Raw genomic sequence first — 22,177 nt, 5'->3', positions numbered from 1 at the left:
TATGGAAATTATTCAACAATATGGCACTTTGCTAGTGATTATTACTGCAGCCTTTAGCTTTTTTATGGCATTTGGTGTTGGGGCAAATGATGTTTCAAATGCAATGGGAACATCTGTAGGTTCAGGCACGATCACTGCTAAAAAAGCCATTATTATTGCGATGATTTTTGAGTCTGCTGGTGCATATCTAGCAGGTGGGGAAGTGACCGAAACGATTAAGAGTGGTGTATTAAATGCGATGGAATACAGCGCAACCCCAGAAATCTTAGCACTAGGTATGATGGCGGCGCTATTTTCCGCTGGAATATGGCTATTGATCGCCTCCAAAATGGGATGGCCTGTCTCAACAACGCACACAATCATTGGTGCAATTGTTGGTTTTGGCTTAATTACTGTTGGACCAAACTCTATTGATTGGACTGCCATTCGCAATATTGTAGGAAGTTGGTTTATTACTCCTGTTATTGCAGGTCTTGTTGCTTACGGTATTTTTTTAAGTACCCAAAAACTCATTTTTGATACCGAAAAACCATTTGAGAATGCAAAAAAATATGGGCCATTTTATATGGGCGTAACTATCTTCATTTTGTCTATTGTAACAATGGTTAAAGGTTTAAAACACGTTGGTTTACATTTAACTGGTACAGAAACCTTCTTTATCTCCCTAAGTTTAAGCATAGTCTCAATACTTGCGAGTAATATTTATTTTCGTAGTGAGCGATTTCGCCAAACCGTGGAATCTGGTACTTTTGGGGCTGTAGAGAAAGTATTCAGTATTTTGATGTTACTCACGGCATGTTCTATGGCTTTTGCCCATGGCTCTAATGATGTAGCAAATGCAATTGGCCCACTTTCAGCAGTAGTCTCTATCGTGCAAAATAATGGCGAGATTATGGCTAAAAGCGCTTTGGCATGGTGGATTTTACCTTTAGGGGCTGTAGGTATCGCTCTTGGCTTGATTGTAATGGGGTATAAAGTAATGGCTACAATTGGTACGGGAATCACCGATCTTACCCCAAGCCGTGGTTTCTCCGCTGAATTTGCAACTGCAACCACAGTGGTTCTCGCCTCAGGTACAGGGTTACCCATTTCCACCACACAAACCCTTGTTGGTGCAATTCTAGGTATTGGTTTTGCTCGGGGTATTGCTGCATTAAACCTTACTGTAATTCGCAACATTATTGCCTCTTGGGTAATTACCTTACCAGCTGGCGCATTCTTTGCAATTTTAATTTATTATGTGTTGCACGCCATTTTTATCTAAATTGCGTAAGCCATAGAAAAACCACACAAAATAAGACAAAGATTTTGTGAATGAAAGAAAGTGCGGTACAATTTACCGCACTTTTTTATTGTCCATTTTTTAAGGTGTTGTAATGCAAAAAATTACTAAGATCTTGTTTTTATTCTTTCTTTCTATGCCATTCGCACACGCGGAAACCCGTTATGTAACAGAAAATCTTTCCACCTTTTTACGCAAAGGCGCGGGAGATCAATTTAAAATTGCAGGTGCGATTCGTTCAGGTGAGCCAGTAACCGTACTAAACCACAAAGATCGCTATACGCTCATTCGCGATAGCAAAAATCGTGAAGCATGGATCTTAACGTCAGAACTTTCGAGCACTCCTAGTAGTAAAGATGAAAATCCAAGATTAAAAGCAAAAATTGAGGAACTCACCTTAAAACTCAATCAATTAGATAGTGATTGGCAACAGCGCACCAGCGAAATGCAGCGCCGTACCAAACAAGCGGAACAACAAAGCAGCCAATTATTAGAACAAAATTCACAGCTCAACCGTGAACTTGAAATCACCAAAAATAAAAACCGTGATTTAGAAGCAATGCTTGATGCAGGCAAACGTGAAATTGCGATCCAATGGTTTATTTATGGCGGTTCAGTGCTAGGTGTCGGTTTGCTACTTGGCTTAATCTTACCTTTCATTATGCCAAAACGTCGCCGCCGTGATGGCTGGGCATAACCAACCCATTTAGCAACAAAATGGACATTTATTTAGTTGGCGGAGCAGTGCGCGACAAGCTGCTCAATCTCCCTGTTAAAGACAAAGATTGGGTGGTGATTGGCGCAACACCAGAGCAACTATTGCAACAAGGCTATATTCAAGTTGGGAAAGATTTTCCCGTTTTTCTTGATCCCAAAAATAAAGAAGAATATGCCCTCGCACGCACAGAAAAAAAAGCGGGCGTGGGTTACACCGGTTTTGTGTGCGATTTCAGCCCCGACATTAGTTTGGAACAAGATCTGATCCGTCGTGATCTCACCATTAACGCCATTGCACAAGACAGCCAAGGCAAGTTGCACGATCCTTATGGTGGCATCAATGATCTGAACAATCGCCTACTCCGCCATATCTCCCCTGCTTTTGCCGAAGATCCTTTGCGAGTGTTAAGAGTGGCACGTTTTGCCGCACGTTATCATTATTTAGGCTTTCAAATTGCGCCGGAAACCTTTGCCTTAATGAAACAAATCACTAAATCAGGCGAGCTTGAGCATCTCACGGCAGAACGTGTTTGGTTAGAAACAGAAAAAGCCTTACAAACACCAAATCCTGAAATTTATTTTGATATTTTAAGGAAAATCAACGCATTAGCTTCTCTTCTCCCTGAGCTTAACGCCCTTTACGGTGTGCCAAATCCCGTGCAACATCATCCTGAAGTGGATAGTTTTATTCACACAATGCTGGTATTGCAACAAGCCGCAAAGCTGACGGGAAATAGCCCTGCACAACAAAAAAGTGCGGTGCGTTTTGCGGCAATTTGCCACGATCTTGGCAAAGCGCTCACACCAAAAGATCTGCTGCCACGCCATTTTGGCCACGAACAAAAAGGCATAGCGCCAACACGCAATCTTTGCAATCGGTTAAAAGTGCCAAGCTACATTAAAGAACTGGCGTGTCTTGTTTGCGAAACGCATACTAATGTCCACCGCGCTTTTGAGCTACACCCTGCGACTATTATCAAATTATTCAATCAGCTCGATGTGTGGCGTAAACCAGAACGTTTCAAAGAACTGCTCCTTGTTTGCACCGCCGATGCCAAAGGCCGCACAGGTTTTGAACAAGTAGATTACCCGCAATCGGAGTTTCTGCTCAAACTGTACCAAGCCGCATTACAAGTTGATGTGCAACAAGTGATTACTGACGGATTTCAAAAAGAAAAAATCCGCGAAGAATTAAACCGCCGCCGCCAAAAAGCCATTGAACAAGAAAAACAACGGTTAAAGGATTGATAATGTTATTTTCTTTCATCAAAACTAAAATGAGCGCGATAATGCGCAAGCTTTTCATTAATCCTAAACTTCGTAACAGATTGAAAAATAAGGGAATGAGCGTATTAGCCAGTAATTGTAACGGGACATTTATGCTACACGATTTAGGGCAGCCGTTTAATTCGCCCTTTGTGAATTTATACCTTGAGCCACAAGATTTCATTCGTTATTTGCAACACATTGAACACTATCAGCAGCAACCATTAAAATTTGTAGAGAATAACGATAAACCCTACCCTGTAGCTTATTTAGATGATATAAAAATCCATTTTGTGCATTATGTCAATGCACAACAAGCTCAAGAAAAATGGCAACAGCGTTCACAACGTATTGATCTTGATAATCTTTTTATCATTATGACCGATCGTGATGGCTGCACAGAACAAGAGCTCAACGATTTTGACACCTTGCCTTACAAAAACAAAGTGGTATTCACCCACAAACCTTATCCCGAATTCCGCTCCGCTTTTTATATTCAAGGCTTTGAACAGCAAGATTGTGTCGGTGATCTTTTTGCCTATTCTAGCTGGCTTGGCAAACGCTATTATGATCAGTTTGATTATGTGAGATGGTTTAATAATCAAGATAGGCACTAAATCATTGCATAACGCTTAGCCAAGAATGTGATCTATCTCACAAAAATTCCCAAAATCCTGCAAAACTAGGAAATTTTCCTAAATCATCTAAGTGCTCATCTCAAGGCAGAAGAGCAAAATCTCATTAAAATTTGACCGCACTTTCATTTTTTAATTGAGGAAATTATGTTCAAATTTTTACAACAGGTACGTAAACCTGTGCTAAATCTTCCTGTGGAAGAAAGACGCAAAATGTGGTTTAAACCCTTTATGCAATCTTATTTGGTGGTGTTTATCGGTTATATGGCGATGTATTTAATTCGTAAGAATTTTAACGTTGCGCAAAATGATATGATCGAAACCTATGGGCTAACCAAAACCCAGCTGGGAATGATCGGTCTTGGCTTTTCTGTAGCTTACGGGATTGGTAAAACGCTCGTATCCTACTATGCTGATGGAAAAAACACCAAACAATTCGTGCCGTTTATGCTGATCCTTTCCGCGCTTTGTATGCTTGGTTTCAGTGCCAGTATGGGTGGAGGCAGTGTGGCGCTATTTTTAATGATTGCTTTTTATGCACTCAGTGGTTTTTTCCAAAGTACTGGCGGTTCATCAAGCTATTCCACCATTACTAAATGGACACCACGCAAAAAACGTGGTTCATTCCTTGGCTTCTGGAATTTATCGCACAACGTCGGCGGTGCAGCCGCTGCGGGGGTCGCCTTATTCGGTGCAAACGTGTTATTTGACGGACACGTTATCGGAATGTTCATCTTCCCTTCTATCATCGCGTTAATTGTAGGATTTGTGGGATTACGCTATGGTTCAGATTCCCCAGAAGCTTATGGGCTTGGCTCAGCGGAGGAATTATTTGGTGAAGAAATCAGTGAAGAAGATCGTGATGCAGAAGAAAATCAGCTCACTAAATGGCAAATTTTCGTGCGTTATATTTTGAAAAATAAAGTGATTTGGTTACTTTGCTTTGCCAATATTTTCCTTTATATCGTGCGAATCGGGATCGATCAGTGGTCGCCAGTTTATGCTTACCAAGAACTTGGGTTCTCAAAAGATGCTGCGATTTCTGGCTTTGCCCTCTTTGAAGTAGGTGCATTAGTTGGTACCTTCTTGTGGGGCTTCTTATCTGATTTAGCCAACGGCAGACGTGGTTTAACCGCTTGTGTTGCCTTAATCTTAATCGTGTTCACTCTTGAGTTTTATCAATTTGCTACCAACGAATATATGTATTTAATTTCATTATTCGTACTAGGATTCTTGGTATTCGGGCCACAATTATTAATCGGCGTTGCGGCAGTCGGTTTCGTACCAAAAAAGGCGATTGCCGTTGCTGACGGTGTGAAAGGCACATTTGCTTACTTAATTGGTGATAGCTTTGCAAAATTAGGCTTAGGAATGATTGCAGATGGCACACCAATTTTCGGCTTAACCGGCTGGGCAGGAACATTTGCCGCGTTAAATACTTCTGCGATTGTGTGTATGGTGTTGCTTGCTTTCGTGGCGATTGCTGAAGAGAAGAAAATTCGCCGCCTAAAAAAAGCACAATAATTGCAAAAACGCAATAATTTTGCACCGCACTTTATTTTTAATATTCTTTACCATTATGCAGTGAGATTTTCACTGCATAATTTTTTTATTCGGGTACAATGCTCTCCCACTTTGCTTAATACCTTATGGCTAGGATAAAAATGATTAATATCGTATTAGTTGATGATCATCTTGTGGTGCGTTCGGGCTTCTCCCAACTACTTTCTTTAGAGCCAGATATGCGGATCGTAGGCGAATTTGGTTCAGCTAAAGAAACTCGTCAAAATTTGCCACGCCTAAAACCTGATGTTTGCATTATGGATATTTCTATGCCCGATGAAGGCGGTTTGGAATTATTACCCGATATTCCGCAAGGCATTCATTGCATAATGCTAAGCGTAAACGATTCTGAATTTATGGTGAAAAAAGCCCTTGAATTGGGCGCAAAAGGCTATTTAAGCAAACGTTGTAGCCCTGATGAATTAATTCAAGCGGTCAGAACGGTTTATACTGGTGGCGTTTATCTGATGCCAGAACTCACCTTAAAATTAGTCAATACGCCAATAAAAAATACTCTCGCTCAACTCACAAAACGTGAACAAGAAGTGTGTGAATTACTCGCTAAAGGACTAACGGTAAAAGAAATTGCAGCAGAGTTATCATTGAGTATTAAAACTATCCACGTTCACCGTGCCAATGCAATGAGCAAATTAAATGTGAAGAATAACGTTGAACTGGCAAAGTTATTCCATAGTAAAGTATAAAATGAACGCAATTTTCTTTTTTATTTATAGCTGGTTTTTTGTTGCGCCCGCCTATCTTTGTTTATGGATTATTTCTAATTATTTATTAGAAGAACCCGTGCTCTCTTTTTTATTTTTTCCTTTTGCCTTACGCGTTGGTATACTCATTCACACAAAGATAAAATATTGGACTGCCATTTACCTGGCTGAGTATAGTATTTTACTCTTACTCTATATTGCATTCCCTGAAAATAATACGCTCTCTATTATTTTACTTGGGTTGCTAAACATTCCACTATTGCTTATCTTTAAAAAATACTATTTGGGCAGTCAATTACGCTGCTTATTGTTACAAGGTTTATTAATTACATTACTCAGCCTAATTAATGCACTTTATTTTATTCGCACTGAAAGTTTTTATTTTACCTTTTTGGTCAGTTTCTCAAGTGCAGTGCTAATTATTCCTATTTGTTATTTAATTTATTATTTCCTTTTTGAAATAAAATGGCTGCCGCTAACTTCTAGCCTGATTAGAAAACCAATTAGCTTAAGATTTAAGCCTATCATTATTTATCTTTTACTCTTTATCTTAAACATTTATATTCAGACAGATTTGCCTGAATCTTTTAATCGTTTTTCGCTATTTTTCTTATCCATTCCGATTATCTTGCTTGCTTTTCGTTATGGCTGGCAAGGAGCGCTACTCGGGATATTATTAAACAGTTTGGCTCTGATTAGCACCACGCATCATTTTTCTAACTTAGAATTAACGGATTTATTACTCACGCTTTCCGCACAAACCATTACAGGAATTTTCCTTGGCCTAGGGATTCAACATCAACGAGATTTAAATCAATATTTAAGCCAAGAATTAAAAAGAAACCAATATTTAACCCAACAATTAATTCATCGTGAAGAAGAAATTAGAAAAGAAATTTCAAGAGAATTACACGATGAAATTGGACAAAATATCACCGCAATTAGAACGCAAGCAAGCATTTTAAAACGGATTGGAAAAACACCAGAATATGAAAAACTCTCACAAATTATTGAGCAATTATCTCTAAATATTTACGATACTATTAAAGGATTAATTAATAAAATCCGACCGCGTATTTTAGATGATCTTAACTTACAAGAAGCACTACAAAATCTTTTTATTGAATTAGATTTTTCGAGTCAAAATACACAAATTTATTTACATTGTAACAACCCTCAAAATAGGGTGCTTTCTCATTTACTTGAAATTACCTTATATCGCCTATGCCAAGAGGCATTAAATAATATAAAGAAATATTCTGGTGCAACAGAAGTCAATATTTATTTGAACATTGATGACAAAATCACGTTACATATTCAAGACAATGGCATTGGTTTTGATCTATCTAAACTCAATCATACGGGTTTAGGCATAAAAGGAATGAAAGAACGTGTTGCAATGTTAGGCGGAAAATTTGATATTCATTCTGTAAAATGGACAAAACAACACAGTGGCACAAGTATTTTTGTAGAATTACCTTGGATTAATTAATGAGTACAGAAACACAACAACAAATCAATCAACGTTATCAATATTGGCGCATTCACTTAATGTTTGCGATGTATATTGGCTATGCTGGCTTTTATTTTACACGAAAAAGTTTTAATTATGCCGTCCCTGCATTAATTTCTGATTTAGGTATTGATAAAAATGATATTGGAATGATGACTACAGCCTTTTATATTACTTACGGCATTTCTAAATTTTTATCTGGGATATTTTCTGACCGTAGTAACCCTCGCTATTTTATGGCGATTGGCTTATTTTTTAGTGGCATCATCAATATTTTCTTTGGGTTATCAAGTTCATTATTGGTTTTTATGAGTTTATGGATTCTCAATGCGTGGTTTCAAGGTTGGGGCTGGCCTGCTTGTTCTAAATTGCTCACCACTTGGTATTCACGCACAGAGCGAGGTGCTTGGTGGTCGGTGTGGAATACGGCTCACAACGTGGGCGGAGCATTAATTCCACTCATTATCGGTTATGTAACCTTGCATTATAGCTGGCGTTATGGCTTTATTATTGCAGGAATCATCACTATTTTTATCGCCTTATTCCTTGCCCTACGTTTACGAGGCACTCCAGAATCTCTTGGTTTACCGAGCATTGGGCAATGGCGTAAAGATAAATTAGAATTAATTCAAGAGCAAGAAGGAAAAGATCTTTCTTGGCAACAAATATTATATCGCTATGTTTTCCTAAATAAATATATTTGGCTTTTGGCGCTAAGTTATACCCTTGTTTATATTGTAAGAACCGCAATTAATGACTGGGGAAATATTTATTTAACCGAAAAATATCATTACGATTTGGTGTCTGCTAATAGTGCCATTTCTTTATTTGAAATTGGTGGTATTTTAGGGTCATTAGTTGCCGGTTGGGGATCGGATAAATTATTTTCCAGTAACCGTGGTCCAATGGCATTATTATTTGCCATTGGTATTTTCTTTTCCATTTTGGCATTATGGTTAATGGTGCAAGAAATCTTTATTTTACAAAGTGCGGTGCTTTTTTCTATTGGATTTTTTGTATTTGGCCCACAAATGCTCATCGGAATGGCAGCGGCTGAATGTTCACATAAAAAATCCCCCGGTGCAGCCACAGGATTTATCGGCCTATTTGCTTATTTAGGCGCAGCGTTATCAGGCTATCCGCTTGCGGTAGTAATGCAGTATTTCCATTGGAATGGTTTTTTTGTGGTGATTTCTTGCTGTGCCTTTCTTATCGCCTTATTGCTATTGCCATTTTTAAAAGCACAAAATTAAAAAAACCTTAGCATATAAAAATACTAAGGCTTCTTGCTATTACTTATTTCTATCTATTATGGCTTAAATTATGACAACGCATCAATCATTGCTAAGACCATTGAGGAGGATTGTTTAGCGGCAAAGGGGAGAAATTCCTCAAAGGACATACTGGCTTCGCCATCGCCGCTATCAGAAATTGCGCGTACCACGACAAAAGGCACATTGAAAGCGTGGCACACTTGGGCAATGGCAGCGGCTTCCATTTCTACCGCAGTTACATCAGTAAAATCTTGTTTAATTTGTGCTAAGGGTTCACCACCGTGGATAAAACTATCGCCCGAACAAATTAAGCCTTTATGTACTTTTTGCCCTTGGGCAGTAGCCACGCTTTGCGCAAGTGCGGTGAGATTTTCGTCAGAATGAAAACGTGCAGGGCAATTTGGTAGCTGACCTTTTTCATAGCCGAATGCGGTAACATCTGCATCGTGATGAGCGGTTTGAGTTGAAATCACCACATCGCCAACTTTTAGCCCTTGCGCCACGCCGCCTGCCGAGCCGGTGTTAATAATCACATCAGGTTTTGCCAGCTGTAATAGCACCGTTGTTCCCATTGCTGCAGCCACTTTACCAATACCCGATTGTAATAAGGCTATATTTTTACCATTAATCGTGCCTTGGTAAATGGTCGCACCACCAATTTGCGTGGTAGTTTTATTTTCCATTCTTTCAGACAAATAAGCCACCTCTTGTGCCATTGCACCTACAATTCCGATTTTCATTGTTTTTTCTCTTGTAATATTTTGTTAATTAAAAAATCTAGCACCGCAAAGCTGTAATCATCATTGTAAAGCGTGCTTGCAGTTAGCACATATTTTCCTTCCACAATTAAATAAGGATAGGTAAACACGCCATAATCTTCGGTAAGTTGAATGGCATCTCGCACCTGTAAACGCACGCCTGCTGAATGATATAATTTGCGAAATTGCTCCGTATCAATTTTTTGCTCTTGCAGCCATTTTAACAAATTGGAAAAACGAGATAATTGGGTATAACGATGTTTTTCTGAGCTTTCAAACAACAGTAAATCCGACACATTTTCCGCATTCATTGCTTTCAGCGTATAAAAAATATTGGCGGTTAAATTCGCTCTTGTGGTAGCCACTGGCGTTTCAATTAAAACAACGTTATCACGACTAATTTGGCTATATAAATTAAGAATATCCTGTGCCACAGAACAAACTCGGCAATCGTAATCAAAGAAAAACTGCAACAAGATTTTGTGATCAGCACGAGTAGGAATAGCTAAGGGCTCTTCATAAGAAAAATAATCTCGTCCATCTTCAAATTGATTAATTTGTAAAGTGGGAGCTACATCTCCTTCTGCTCTTGCCGTTTGCATACCCAAAAAGCCAAGCTGTATGATAAAGAAAATTAATCGCCACATCAGATTACTGCTACTCTGCCAAAGGTTCAATATAATCCACCAACAATTGAATATTGCGTTGTCCGCGATACTCATTTACGTCCAATTTATACGCTAATTTCACCTTTTTTAACGAAAGGTCAGGATAATAACGGGTGTCCACGTTAAACGCAATGGCATCGAGTAATGGCCCACCATTTTTCGGTTCAACCATCATTTTAAGATGAACTCCCCCCACTAAACGCTGTTGTAACAGCTTAAACTCGCCGTCAAACACAGGTTCAGGAAAGGCTTGTCCCCAAGGGCCGGCTTGTTTAAGTAATTCTACCGTATCTAAATTCATAAATTGCGTATTCAGTTCGCCGTCTGTCCAGACCACGCCTTGCAGATCTTTCTCATCTAAACATTCCGTCACGACTTCATTAAAGAGCCGTTGGAAATCGCTAAATTTTTTTTCTTGAATGCTTAGCCCTGCTGCCATTGCGTGACCACCAAATTTTAGGATCATTTCTGGATGACGAGAATGTAAGCGTTCCAGCACATCACGAATATGCAAACCTTCAATGGAACGCGCCGAACCTTTCAGAATACCAGCTTGATCTTGCGCAAAGGCAATCACGGGGCGATGAAATTGATCTTTCAATCTTGAGGCTAAAATCCCCAGCACGCCTTGGTGCCAATCCGCTTGATAAAGCACAATGCCTGTGGGTAATGGCGGGGTAAGTGCGGTCAATTTTCGGCAAATTTCTAGCGCTTCTAATTTCATTCCTTGCTCAATTTCTTTGCGTGTTTGGTTTAAGCCGTCTAGCTCTAACGCCAAAGCGCGCGCAGTAGGCATATCTTCTGCCAATAACAATTCCACGCCAACCGACATATTATCCAAACGCCCCGCAGCATTTAAACGTGGTGCGATGGAAAAGCCTAAATCCGATGCACTGAAACGACTCATATCGCGATTTGCCACTTCCGCCAAGGCTTGAATTCCATAGCGACAGCGCCCAGCACGAATACGCTGTAAACCTTGATAAGCTAAAATGCGGTTATTTTGATCAAGCGGAACCACATCAGCAATTGTGCCAAGTGCCACTAAATCAAGCAATTCAGTGAAATTAGGCTGGGTTTTGCTATCAAATAAGCCTTTTTCGCGTAATTTGGCACGCAACGCCAACATCACATAAAACGCCACGCCCACGCCAGCTAAGGATTTAGAAGGGAAATCACATTGCGCTAAATTCGGATTCACAATGGCATCAGCTTCAGGCAGAATTTCGCTAGGTAAATGATGATCCGTCACCACTACTTGCACGCCTTGCTCTTTCAAAAATGCCACGCCTTCAAAGGAAGAAATCCCGTTATCCACCGTGATTAGCACTTCCACATTTTTTTCTAGCGCCTGCTTTGCCACTTCCACACTTAAGCCATAACCTTGCTCAAAACGGTTTGGCACAAGATAATCCACCTGTTGGAAACCAAGCTGACGCAACGCCGTCACAGCTAATGCCGTACTGGTTGCGCCATCGGCATCAAAATCCCCGACAATCACCATATTTTTTTGCGTCATACGCGCTTGTGCCAATAATTCCGCTGCCTTATCCATACCAAATAAGGCGTGTGGCGAAAGCATCGCTTTCAAAGTGCGGTCTAATTGTTGCGGATTTTTGATTTGACGCGCACGGTAAAGGCGATCAAGCAAAGGGTGATCGCTAATCGGCTGTTCTGTAGTAATCGGGCGGCGTTGAATTGTTTTGTTCATATATCCGAGTTATATGCTTAGCTTATTTCTATCTATTTTTTGGGCGAACACATTGGTTCGCCCCTACAAAAATCTAAAAAAACTACCGCACTTATTCTTCTTGCAAAGCCCGTAATAATTCTTTTGGCGGTAAATAACCACCAATAAGCTCGCCTTTAGGCGTAACAATACTCGGTGTGCCACGCACACCAAATTGTACACCTAATTCATAGTGTTTTTTCACTATATCAGCATTTTTCAACGTCTTCGGCAAGTTGCCTTTTTCAGCTTCATTTAAGGCTTGTACTGGATCTTTTGCCTGCCAAATGGCTTCCATTTGTTTTGCAGTATTATTATTTATCCCTCCACGTGGGAAAGCAAGATAACGAATAGTAATACCTAAATCATTATATTGGCTAATTTGCTCGTGCAATAAGTGGCAATAATGACAAGTAATATCCATAAATATAGTAACTACATACTTTTCATTTTTTGCGGGATAAACTATCATTTCATTTTTATAACTATTTAATTTATCTAGCAAAAATCTCCCCGTCAAATCAACCGCACCTTTATCAGTCAGCTCATATAACTGCCCTTGTAACACATATTTACCGTCTTCTGATGCATAGAAAATTCCTTCATCACTGACCACGGTTTTTATCCCTTTAATTGGTGAGGCTTTAATTTCCATTTGTGATACGCCAAGTTTTTTTAATTGCGCTTCAATTTGCGCATCACTTGCCACAGCATAGACGGATAACGCAGCGAACGAAAGTGCGGTAATAATTTTCTTCATTTTTCCTTCCTGATGTCGTTTCTTGAGAAAAGCGAATTCTATCACAACGCTTGCCAACAAGCTAATAGGAAAAGGCTTTCAACATAATTGACCTACCCAATTGTGCGAAAATAACATATAATTTTCTCCTTGTATCAAAAATGAAATAGAACTGAATTTATGTTTGAAATTAACCCAATCAAAAATAAAATTGCCGACCTCGCTGAACGTACAGCAACCCTTAGGGGGTATCTTTGACTTCGATAGCAAAGTCGAACGTTTAGAAGAAGTCAATGCTGAACTTGAACAGCCTGATGTATGGAGCGAGCCAGAAAAAGCACAAGCACTCGGCAAAGAGCGTGCCAGCTTAGAAGCGGTGGTAGATACCATTAAAAATTTAGAGCAAGGCTTGGATGATGTGGATGGTTTGTTAGAACTTGCCATTGACGCAGAAGATGAAGATACCTTCAACGAAGCCGTCGCAGAATTAGATGAATTAGAACAAAAATTAGCCGCGCTTGAGTTTCGCCGTATGTTTAGCGGTGCAAATGATGCAGCGGATTGCTATGTAGATCTACAAGCAGGCTCAGGTGGTACAGAAGCGCAAGACTGGACAGAAATGCTGTTGCGAATGTACTTGCGTTGGGCGGAAAGCAAAGGCTTTAAAACCGAATTAATGGAAGTTTCAGACGGTGATGTCGCTGGCATAAAATCTGCCACTATTCGCATTTCTGGCGAATACGCATTTGGTTGGCTACGCACCGAAACCGGGATTCACCGCTTAGTGCGTAAAAGCCCTTTTGACTCAAACAATCGCCGCCACACCTCTTTCAGCGCTGCCTTTGTTTATCCTGAAATTGATGACAATATTGATATTGAAATCAATCCAGCGGATTTGCGTATTGATGTGTATCGTGCATCAGGTGCGGGCGGTCAGCACGTGAATAAAACCGAAAGTGCGGTGCGAATTACTCATATTCCAAGCGGTATTGTGGTGCAATGTCAAAATGATCGTTCGCAGCATAAAAATAAAGATCAGGCGATGAAACAGCTTAAAGCCAAACTTTACGAGTTAGAATTGCAAAAGCAAAACGCCGAAAAGCAAGCAATGGAAGATAACAAATCCGACATTGGCTGGGGCAGCCAAATTCGTTCTTATGTGCTTGATGATTCACGCATAAAAGATCTGCGTACTGGCGTAGAAAACCGCAACACCCAAGCCGTGCTAGACGGTGATTTGGACAGATTTATTGAGGCGAGTTTGAAGGCCGGGCTATAATAGAACAATAAAATAATCACTGAAATTTAAAGGTAAAACAAAATGACAGAACAAACCCAAGAATTAGATTTAAACGGTGAAATGTTGGTTCGCCGTGAAAAATTAGCCGCATTGCGTAAAAAAGGCAATGCGTTTCCAAATACTTTCCGCCGTGATGCCCTTGCGCAGGATTTACATCAACAATATGATGAGATTGATAGCGAAGCCTTGAAAGAACAAGGTGTGGAAGTGAAAGTGGCAGGACGTATTATGACGCGCCGAATTATGGGGAAAGCCACTTTCGTTACCTTGCAAGATATGAGTGGTCGTATCCAGCTTTATATTGCTCGCGACAACTTACCTGAGGGCGTTTATGCCGATGATGTGGGCAACTGGGATTTGGGCGATATTGTGGGCGTGAAAGGGATACTATTCAAAACCAAAACCAATGAGCTTACCGTGCGCGCTAGCGAAGTGCAGCTTTTAACCAAAGCATTACGTCCGTTGCCAGATAAATTCCACGGTCTTGCAGATCAAGAAATGCGTTATCGCCAACGTTATTTGGATCTCATTTCTAACGAAGAATCTCGCCGCACTTTTATTATCCGTTCAAAAGTGATTGCAGGAATGCGTGAATATTTCATCAGCAAAGGCTTTATTGAAGTAGAAACCCCAATGTTGCAAGTGATCCCCGGCGGTGCGGCAGCGCGTCCGTTTGTAACTCATCACAATGCTTTAGATATTGATATGTATCTGCGTATTGCGCCAGAACTTTATCTCAAACGCCTTGTTGTCGGTGGCTTTGAGCGTGTCTTTGAGCTAAACCGTAACTTCCGTAATGAAGGGGTTTCTGTGCGTCATAATCCTGAATTTACGATGATTGAATACTACCAAGCCTATGCGGATTATCACGACTTAATGGATAACACCGAAGAGTTGTTACGCAAGCTAGCCTTGGATATTTTAGGCACCACTATCGTCCCTTATGGCGAATATGAATTTGATTTTGGCAAGCCATTCGAGCGTATTACAATGCACGATGCGATTTTGAAATACGGTGCAGATAAAGGCATTGTGAAAGAAGATCTGTATGATTTAGATCGCGCCAAAACATTAGCTACTAAGCTAGGCATTGAAGTACAAAAATCTTGGGGCTTAGGCTCTATCGTCAATGCAATTTTTGAAGAAGTGGCTGAACATCACTTAATCCAGCCAACGTTCCTAATGGCTCACCCTGCGGAAATTTCACCATTAGCACGCCGTAATGATGAAAACCCAGAAGTTACCGATCGTTTTGAATTATTTATCGGTGGACGCGAAATTGGTAACGGTTTCTCAGAGCTTAACGATGCAGAAGATCAAGCTGAACGCTTTGATGCACAGGTTGCAGCAAAAGAAGCAGGCGATGATGAAGCGATGTTCAAAGATGACGATTTTGTTACCGCACTTGAACACGGCTTACCGCCAACCGCAGGCGAAGGCTTAGGAATCGACCGTTTAGCAATGCTTTTCGCTAACGCCCCATCAATCCGTGATGTGATTTTATTCCCAGCAATGAAACACAAAGGATAAAAAAACTCAACAAAGAAAGATAGCCACTGGTTATCTTTCTTTTTATTATAATTTATTAGAAGAATGAACAAATTAGCACTCGAACAACTAATTAATCAAAAACTGGATTCTGATGCGATTGCCGACTATGCACCAAATGGATTGCAAGTGGAAGGCAAAGAGCAGGTGAAAAAAATCATTACTGGTGTAACCGCAAGCCAAGCCTTGATTGATTATGCCATTGCGCAAAATGCCGATGCCATTTTGGTTCACCACGGTTATTTTTGGAAAAGTGAAAATCCCTGTATTCGGGGAATGAAAGGCAAGCGCATCAAGGCATTATTGCAAAATAATATTAATCTTTATGCCTATCATTTGCCCCTTGATGTTCACCCTGAGCTGGGCAATAACGCACAGCTTGCTGCATTGCTGGGTATTGAAGATCTGCAACCGTTGGAGCAAGGAAAATTCAGTATTCCCGTTTATGGCAAGTTGAAAACGCCGATCAGCGGTGAAGCATTAGCGCAACGCATTGAACAACAATTACAGCGTAAGCCCCTTTTTTGTGGTGAAAATGCACCGCACTTAATCCGCAGTGTAGGCATTTGCACTGGCGGTGGGCAAGGCTATATTGATATTGCCGCGCAACAAGGGCTTGATGCGTACATTACGGGTGAAGTTTCCGAGCAAACCATTCATTCTGCGTGTGAACAAGGCATTAATTTCTTCGCCGCAGGCCACCATTGCACCGAGCGTTACGGCGTGAAAGCCTTAGGGGAATGGCTCGCAGAAAATCACGGTTTTGACGTGGAGTTTAAAGATATTTACAATCCCGCATAAAAAATAGGAAAGCAAAGTGCGGTGTAAATTTTGCGAATTTTCAGGTCAGCTTTGTATAAGTGCCACTTTTCCCTTATACTATGCATAATTTTTTCATCATAAATAGGAATAAAAAATGGGTTTCTTAACTGGTAAACGTATTTTAATCACAGGTTTAGCAAGCAATCGTTCTATTGCTTATGGGATTGCGACTGCAATGAAACGTGAGGGCGCAGAATTGGCTTTCACTTATTTAAACGATAAATTAAAACCACGCGTAGAAGAATTTGCCAAAGAATTTGGTTCAGACATCATTCTTCCCCTTGATGTGGCAAGCGATGAAAATATCACTCACTGTTTTGCGGAATTAAGCAAACATTGGGAAAAATTTGATGGTTTCGTACACGCCATTGCGTTCGCACCTGGTGATCAGTTAGATGGCGATTATGTAAACGCCGCAACACGCGAAGGTTTCCGCATTGCTCACGATATCAGCGCATACAGCTTTGTCGCAATGGCACAAGCAGCGCGCCCTATGCTTAATCCAAATTCAGGCTTGGTAACACTCACCTACTTAGGCGCGGAGCGTGCAATTCCAAACTATAACGTGATGTGTTTAGCGAAAGCCTCTCTTGAAGCTAGCACCCGTGTGATGGCAGCAGATTTAGGTAAAGATGGTATCCGTGTAAACGCGATTTCAGCTGGCCCAATCCGTACGCTTGCGGCATCTGGCATTAAAAACTTCAAGAAAATGTTGGCAACCTTTGAAAATACTGCGCCATTACGCCGTACAGTAACCATTGAAGATGTAGGTAATTCAGCGGCTTTCTTATGTTCTGATTTAGCTTCAGGGGTAACAGGCGAAGTGTTGCACGTTGATGCAGGTTTCAGCATTACCGCAATGAGTGAATTAGGTGCGGAATAATTTTAACTTTTACAAAAATAAGGCAGACCAATGCGTCTGCCTTTTGTCGTTTATTAAGAAAAAATAATTATGTTTCAAAATAACCCCTTACTTTCCCAATTAAAACAGCAAATTCGTGATAGCAAACCCGTGGTTGAAGGCGTGGTGCGCGGTTCAGATAAGGCATTCGGCTTTTTAGAAACAGAGAAAAAAAGCTATTTCATTCCCCCTGCTGCAATGAAAAAAGTGATGCACGGCGATAAAATCAAAGCGCGCATTGAAACCATTGGCGATAAAGAACAGGCCGAACCAGAAGAACTGCTCGAGCCAATGCTAACCCGTTTTATCGCCAAAGTGCGGTTTAATAAAGACAAAAAATTGCAAGTATTGGTGGATCATCCACAGCTCAATCAACCTATTGGCGCAAATAAAGCCAAAGCGGTAACAGAAGATCTGCAAGAAGGCGATTGGGTGGTAGCAGAATTAAAAACTCACCCACTACGCGATGATCGCTTTTTGTTCGCCCAAATCACACAATTCATTTGTCAAAAAGACGATGAATTTGCCCCTTGGTGGGTAACGCTCGCGCGCCATCAGCAATCGCGCTACCCTGTTCAAGGGCAAGAAAGCTACACAATGCTCGATCAACAAACTCGTGAAGATTTGACCGCACTTCATTTCGTGACTATCGATAGTGAAAGCACGCAAGATATGGACGATGCGCTTTATATCGAAACTTTGGAAGAAAATGGCCAAACCGTTGGCTGGAAATTAGTGGTGGCGATTGCCGATCCTACCGCTTACATTGATGAAAATTCACTGATTGAACAAGAAGCTAAACAGCGTTGTTTCACCAATTATCTGCCGGGTTTCAACATTCCAATGTTGCCGCGTGAGCTTTCTGATGACCTTTGTTCCCTAATGGAAAATGAAGTGCGCCCTGCATTGGTTTGCACCATTGAAATTGATCAACAAGGCAACATTCGCAATAAACCCGTTTTCCAATCCGCCAATGTACAATCTAAGGCGAAGTTAGCATATAACAAGGTTTCAGATTATTTAGAACAACAAGAAAATGCGTGGCAACCAGAAGATCCTGCCACGAAAAATCAAATTGATTTGCTACACCAATTCACCCTTGCGCGTATTCAATGGCGTAAAACCCATTCTTTATTATTTAAAGAAAAACCGGATTACAGTTTTAAATTAGCAGAAAACGGCAAAGTAGCAGAGATTGTGGCAGAATATCGCCGCATTGCGAACCAAATCGTCGAAGAATCAATGATCTTAGCCAATATTTGTGCCGCGCAATATCTCAATGAAACGGCACAATGTGGTATTTTCAACACACACAGCGGTTTTGATCAAAAAAATCTTGCGGCTGCACAACAATTTCTGCTTTCACAATTAGCTAATGAAGAAAATGAAGCGGAACTCAAAGAGCGTTATTCTAGCGAAAACTTGGCAACCCTTGAAGGCTACTGCCGTATGCGCCACGATATTGAACCCATTGAAGGAGATTATCTTGAACTGCGCCTGCGCCGCTATCTCACCTTTGCGGAATTTAAAGCGGATCTTGCCCCTCACTTTGGTTTAGGGCTGGAAGGCTACGCCACTTGGACATCACCAATCCGTAAATATTCGGATATGGTCAATCACCGTTTAATCAAAGCGAGCCTAACTACTCAGCAATATCACAGACCAGCAGACGATGTGTTGCAACGCTTACAAGAAGCACGCCGTCAAAACCGTTTAATTGAACGAGATATTGCCGACTGGCTATACTGCCGTTATTTAGCCGACAAAATGGAAAACAAACCCCAATTTGAAGCAGAAATCCAAGATGTCATGCGCGGTGGCTTACGTGTGTTATTGTTAGAAAATGGTGCATCAATGTTTATCCCCGCTTCCACCATTCACAATAACAAGGAAGAAATGCAGGTAAACCCAGACGAAATCGCCCTTTATATCAAAGGCGAAAAAACCTATAAAATCGGCGATAAAATCCAAGTACAACTCACAGAAGTGAAAGAAGAAACACGAAGTATTATTGGACAAGTTTTGGCTTAAACGCTTTTCTCCCCCACTATATCAAATAAAAATAGCCCCAACTTACTCAAGATGGGGCCATTTTTTTAACTAAAATGTTCAACTAATTCTTTCATCATAGGAAATGAAAGTGCGGTCAAAATTTTGTGAGAATTTTTATTGGCTTCCTATCTAAGCAAATTTTAAACATTCATTTAGAGCCTATTTATTCTGGTAAAGACGCTAGTGGTCATACCCCAAATTGGTAGTACCTGTTACCGAATTTTCCTTATTGAGATTTTTTCTTATTTATAAATAACTTAGTTTCTGTCAAGAATTTTGCCTAAAATAAGCAAAAATTTAGTGCTTGCAGTTTTGTTAAGAACACATTATCTTGTATTGCGTTTTTAATAATCCACTATATCTTGTGCTTTTGCACATAACACAACCAGTTGGAATCACTTCTATGGACAAAGCTATGATGGTCACCAAACGTGACGGAAAACAAGAACCCATCGATTTAGATAAAATTCACCGCGTAATTACTTGGGCTGCGGAAGGATTGGATAACGTTTCTGTTTCTCAAGTGGAATTGCGTTCCCACATTCAATTTTATGAAGGCATTCGCACTTCGGATATTCACGAAACCATTATTAAAGCAGCGGCAGATTTAATCAGCAAAGATACACCTGATTATCAATATTTGGCTGCTCGCCTTGCGGTTTTCCATTTGCGTAAAAAAGCCTATGGGCATTTTGATCCACCACGTTTGTATGATCACGTTAAGAAATTAGTGCGTTTAGGCAAATATGATCAAGCCTTGCTAACCGATTATAGCCGTGAAGAATGGGACGAAATGGACGGCTTTTTAGATCACTGGCGTGATATGACCTTCTCTTACGCGGCAGTAAAACAGCTTGAAGGCAAATATTTAGTACAAAACCGTGTAACGGGTGAAATTTATGAATCAGCCCAGTTCTTGTATATTTTGGTGGCGGCGAGCCTGTTCTCAAACTATCCAAAAGAAACGCGCTTAGACTATGTACGCCGTTTCTATGATGCCACATCAACATTTAAAATTTCTCTGCCTACCCCCATTATGGCTGGGGTGCGTACACCAACGCGCCAGTTCAGTTCTTGTGTATTAATTGAATGTGGCGATAGTTTAGATTCGATTAACGCCACGGCTTCTGCCATTGTGAAATATGTTTCACAACGTGCGGGAATTGGGGTAAATGCTGGGGCAATTCGTGCCTTAGGTAGCCAAATCCGTGGTGGTGAAGCGTTCCATACGGGCTGTATTCCATTCTATAAATACTTCCAAACTGCGGTGAAATCTTGTTCGCAAGGTGGCGTGCGTGGTGGTGCGGCAACGGTTTATTATCCGATTTGGCACTTAGAAGTGGAAAGCCTGTTAGTGTTAAAAAATAACCGTGGTGTAGAAGATAATCGTGTTCGCCATATGGATTATGGCGTTCAGCTTAACAAATTAATGTATCAACGCTTAATCAAAGGCGGCGAGATCACCTTGTTTAGCCCTTCTGATGTGCCGGGGTTATACGAAGCATTCTTCGCTGATCAAGATGAATTTGAGCGTCTTTACACGCAATATGAGCAAGATCCAAACATTCGTAAGCGCAGCGTGAAAGCCGTTGAGCTGTTCTCGCTATTAATGCAAGAACGTGCTTCAACAGGGCGCATCTATATTCAGAATGTGGATCACTGTAATACGCACTCGCCATTTGATCCAAGCGTCGCACCTGTGCGCCAATCTAACCTTTGTTTAGAAATTGCATTGCCAACTAAGCCGCTTTCTCATATCCACGATGAAGAAGGGGAAATTGCGCTCTGTACGCTTTCTGCCTTCAACTTAGGCGCGATTGAAAGCCTTGATGAACTCGATGGGCTTGCCGATCTCGCTGTACGTGCGCTAGATGCCCTATTAGATTACCAAGATTACCCTGTAATTGCGGCAAAACGTAGCTCTCTTGCACGCCGTTCTTTAGGCATTGGGGTGATCAACTTCGCTTATTATTTAGCCAAAAATGGTGTGCGTTATTCAGACGGTAGTGCTAACGATCTCACGCACCGCACTTTCGAAGCCATTCAATACTATTTATTAAAAGCTTCAATGAACCTAGCCAAAGAAATAGGCGCTTGTGAGTATTTCAACCAAACCACTTACGCACAAGGTATTTTACCGATTGATACTTATAAGAAAGATATCGATACGCTCACGCAAGAGCCATTACATTACGATTGGGAAAGCCTACGTCAAGACATTAAAGCCTTCGGCTTACGCAACTCAACCTTGACAGCACTGATGCCATCAGAAACCTCATCGCAAATTTCTAATGCGACTAATGGTATTGAACCACCGCGTGGCCACGTTAGCGTTAAAGCCTCAAAAGACGGTATCCTAAAACAGGTTGTACCCGATTATGAAAACTTAAGTGAAAACTACGAATTATTATGGGACATTCCAAATAACGACGGTTACTTGCATCTGGTTGGCATTATGCAAAAATTTATCGACCAATCGATTTCTGCCAACACCAACTATGATCCGCAACGTTTTGAAGACGGTAAAGTGCCAATGAAAGTGTTGTTAAAAGATTTATTAACCGCTTACAAATACGGCGTGAAAACCCTTTACTACCAAAACACGCGTGATGGTGCAGAAGATGCACAAGAAGATCTCAATGACGATTGTGCTGGTGGGGCGTGTAAAATCTAATTAACGAATACAAA

18 protein-coding genes are annotated in these 22,177 nt (G+C 40.8%); 14 read left to right on the top strand and 4 right to left on the bottom strand.

Annotated elements, in window-relative coordinates:
- Position 1: 1 nt before the first annotated feature.
- The 8 genes from L5B71_RS00320 to uhpC all read left to right on the top strand — a co-directional run bounded on the left by L5B71_RS00320 (position 2) and on the right by uhpC (position 8,951).
- Positions 2–1,264 carry an inorganic phosphate transporter gene (locus L5B71_RS00320; RefSeq protein WP_265756297.1) on the top strand — a complete coding sequence of 421 codons (1,263 nt, stop codon included), beginning with the start codon at positions 2–4 and terminating at the stop codon, positions 1,262–1,264.
- A 112-nt stretch (positions 1,265–1,376) separates the two neighbouring features.
- Positions 1,377–1,979 (top strand): TIGR04211 family SH3 domain-containing protein, encoded by a 603-nt coding sequence (locus L5B71_RS00315; protein WP_265756296.1) that lies wholly within the window; start codon positions 1,377–1,379, stop codon positions 1,977–1,979.
- A 20-nt stretch (positions 1,980–1,999) separates the two neighbouring features.
- The gene (locus tag L5B71_RS00310) at positions 2,000–3,247 is read left to right on the top strand and encodes a multifunctional CCA addition/repair protein (protein WP_265756294.1); all 1,248 of its coding nucleotides are present in this window, start codon (positions 2,000–2,002) and stop codon (positions 3,245–3,247) included.
- A 2-nt stretch (positions 3,248–3,249) separates the two neighbouring features.
- Positions 3,250–3,882, top strand: coding sequence for a DUF1919 domain-containing protein (locus L5B71_RS00305; protein WP_265756293.1), 633 nt, complete (start codon positions 3,250–3,252; stop codon positions 3,880–3,882).
- 165 nt (positions 3,883–4,047) lie between these two features.
- The gene (gene uhpT, locus L5B71_RS00300; RefSeq protein ID WP_265756291.1) at positions 4,048–5,424 is read left to right on the top strand and encodes a hexose-6-phosphate:phosphate antiporter; all 1,377 of its coding nucleotides are present in this window, start codon (positions 4,048–4,050) and stop codon (positions 5,422–5,424) included.
- A 140-nt stretch (positions 5,425–5,564) separates the two neighbouring features.
- The gene (gene uhpA, locus L5B71_RS00295; RefSeq protein WP_265756290.1) at positions 5,565–6,167 is read left to right on the top strand and encodes a transcriptional regulator UhpA; all 603 of its coding nucleotides are present in this window, start codon (positions 5,565–5,567) and stop codon (positions 6,165–6,167) included.
- Position 6,168: 1 nt separating this feature from the next.
- Complete coding sequence (uhpB, locus tag L5B71_RS00290) at positions 6,169–7,677, top strand: signal transduction histidine-protein kinase/phosphatase UhpB (protein WP_265756289.1); 1,509 nt, start codon at positions 6,169–6,171, stop codon at positions 7,675–7,677.
- A complete protein-coding gene (uhpC, locus tag L5B71_RS00285) occupies positions 7,677–8,951 on the top strand; it encodes an MFS transporter family glucose-6-phosphate receptor UhpC (RefSeq protein ID WP_265756288.1) in 1,275 nt (424 codons plus the stop codon). The genes uhpB and uhpC overlap by 1 nt, the downstream gene beginning before the upstream one ends.
- 68 nt (positions 8,952–9,019) lie before the next feature.
- On the opposite strand, the gene L5B71_RS00280 is transcribed toward uhpC, so the two are convergent.
- From L5B71_RS00280 to dsbC, 4 genes are all read right to left on the bottom strand, one after another.
- Positions 9,020–9,712 (bottom strand): 5'-methylthioadenosine/adenosylhomocysteine nucleosidase, encoded by a 693-nt coding sequence (locus tag L5B71_RS00280; RefSeq protein WP_265756287.1) that lies wholly within the window; start codon positions 9,710–9,712, stop codon positions 9,020–9,022.
- Positions 9,709–10,377 carry a thiol:disulfide interchange protein DsbA/DsbL gene (locus tag L5B71_RS00275; RefSeq protein WP_265756286.1) on the bottom strand — a complete coding sequence of 223 codons (669 nt, stop codon included), beginning with the start codon at positions 10,375–10,377 and terminating at the stop codon, positions 9,709–9,711. Before L5B71_RS00275 ends, L5B71_RS00280 begins: the two co-directional genes overlap by 4 nt.
- A 10-nt stretch (positions 10,378–10,387) precedes the next feature.
- Positions 10,388–12,109, bottom strand: a complete 1,722-nt coding sequence (recJ, locus tag L5B71_RS00270; RefSeq protein WP_265756285.1) for a single-stranded-DNA-specific exonuclease RecJ — start codon at positions 12,107–12,109, stop codon at positions 10,388–10,390.
- A 91-nt stretch (positions 12,110–12,200) separates the two neighbouring features.
- Positions 12,201–12,887 carry a bifunctional protein-disulfide isomerase/oxidoreductase DsbC gene (gene dsbC, locus L5B71_RS00265; protein WP_265756284.1) on the bottom strand — a complete coding sequence of 229 codons (687 nt, stop codon included), beginning with the start codon at positions 12,885–12,887 and terminating at the stop codon, positions 12,201–12,203.
- A 159-nt stretch (positions 12,888–13,046) separates the two neighbouring features.
- On the opposite strand from dsbC, the gene prfB reads away from it, so the two are divergent.
- The 6 genes from prfB (at position 13,047) to nrdA (ending at position 22,163) form a co-directional block, all read left to right on the top strand.
- Positions 13,047–14,145, top strand: a protein-coding gene (prfB, locus tag L5B71_RS00260; protein WP_265756282.1) for a peptide chain release factor 2 whose coding sequence is annotated in 2 segments (ribosomal slippage) — positions 13,047–13,121 and positions 13,123–14,145 — 1,098 coding nt in all. Because the reading frame shifts where the segments join, the coding sequence is not laid out codon by codon here.
- 42 nt (positions 14,146–14,187) lie between these two features.
- Positions 14,188–15,696: a lysine--tRNA ligase gene (lysS, locus tag L5B71_RS00255; protein WP_265756280.1), complete on the top strand. Its 1,509-nt coding sequence runs from the start codon at positions 14,188–14,190 to the stop codon at positions 15,694–15,696.
- Between the two features lie 63 nt (positions 15,697–15,759).
- Positions 15,760–16,515: a Nif3-like dinuclear metal center hexameric protein gene (locus tag L5B71_RS00250; RefSeq protein ID WP_265756279.1), complete on the top strand. Its 756-nt coding sequence runs from the start codon at positions 15,760–15,762 to the stop codon at positions 16,513–16,515.
- Positions 16,516–16,630: 115 nt separating this feature from the next.
- Positions 16,631–17,419 (top strand): SDR family oxidoreductase, encoded by a 789-nt coding sequence (locus L5B71_RS00245; RefSeq protein WP_265756277.1) that lies wholly within the window; start codon positions 16,631–16,633, stop codon positions 17,417–17,419.
- A gap of 69 nt (positions 17,420–17,488) precedes the next feature.
- Entirely contained in the window at positions 17,489–19,468 is a 1,980-nt protein-coding gene (rnb, locus tag L5B71_RS00240; RefSeq protein ID WP_265756276.1) for an exoribonuclease II, read from the top strand.
- 424 nt (positions 19,469–19,892) lie between these two features.
- On the top strand, positions 19,893–22,163 hold the full coding sequence (nrdA, locus tag L5B71_RS00235) for a class 1a ribonucleoside-diphosphate reductase subunit alpha (protein ID WP_265756274.1): 2,271 nt from the start codon (positions 19,893–19,895) through the stop codon (positions 22,161–22,163).
- The last annotated feature ends 14 nt before the right edge of the window (positions 22,164–22,177 follow it).

The organism is Avibacterium sp. 21-586 (genome assembly GCF_026226775.1).
GTDB lineage: Bacteria > Pseudomonadota > Gammaproteobacteria > Enterobacterales > Pasteurellaceae > Avibacterium.
This window is presented reverse-complemented; position numbering and strand designations above follow the sequence as displayed.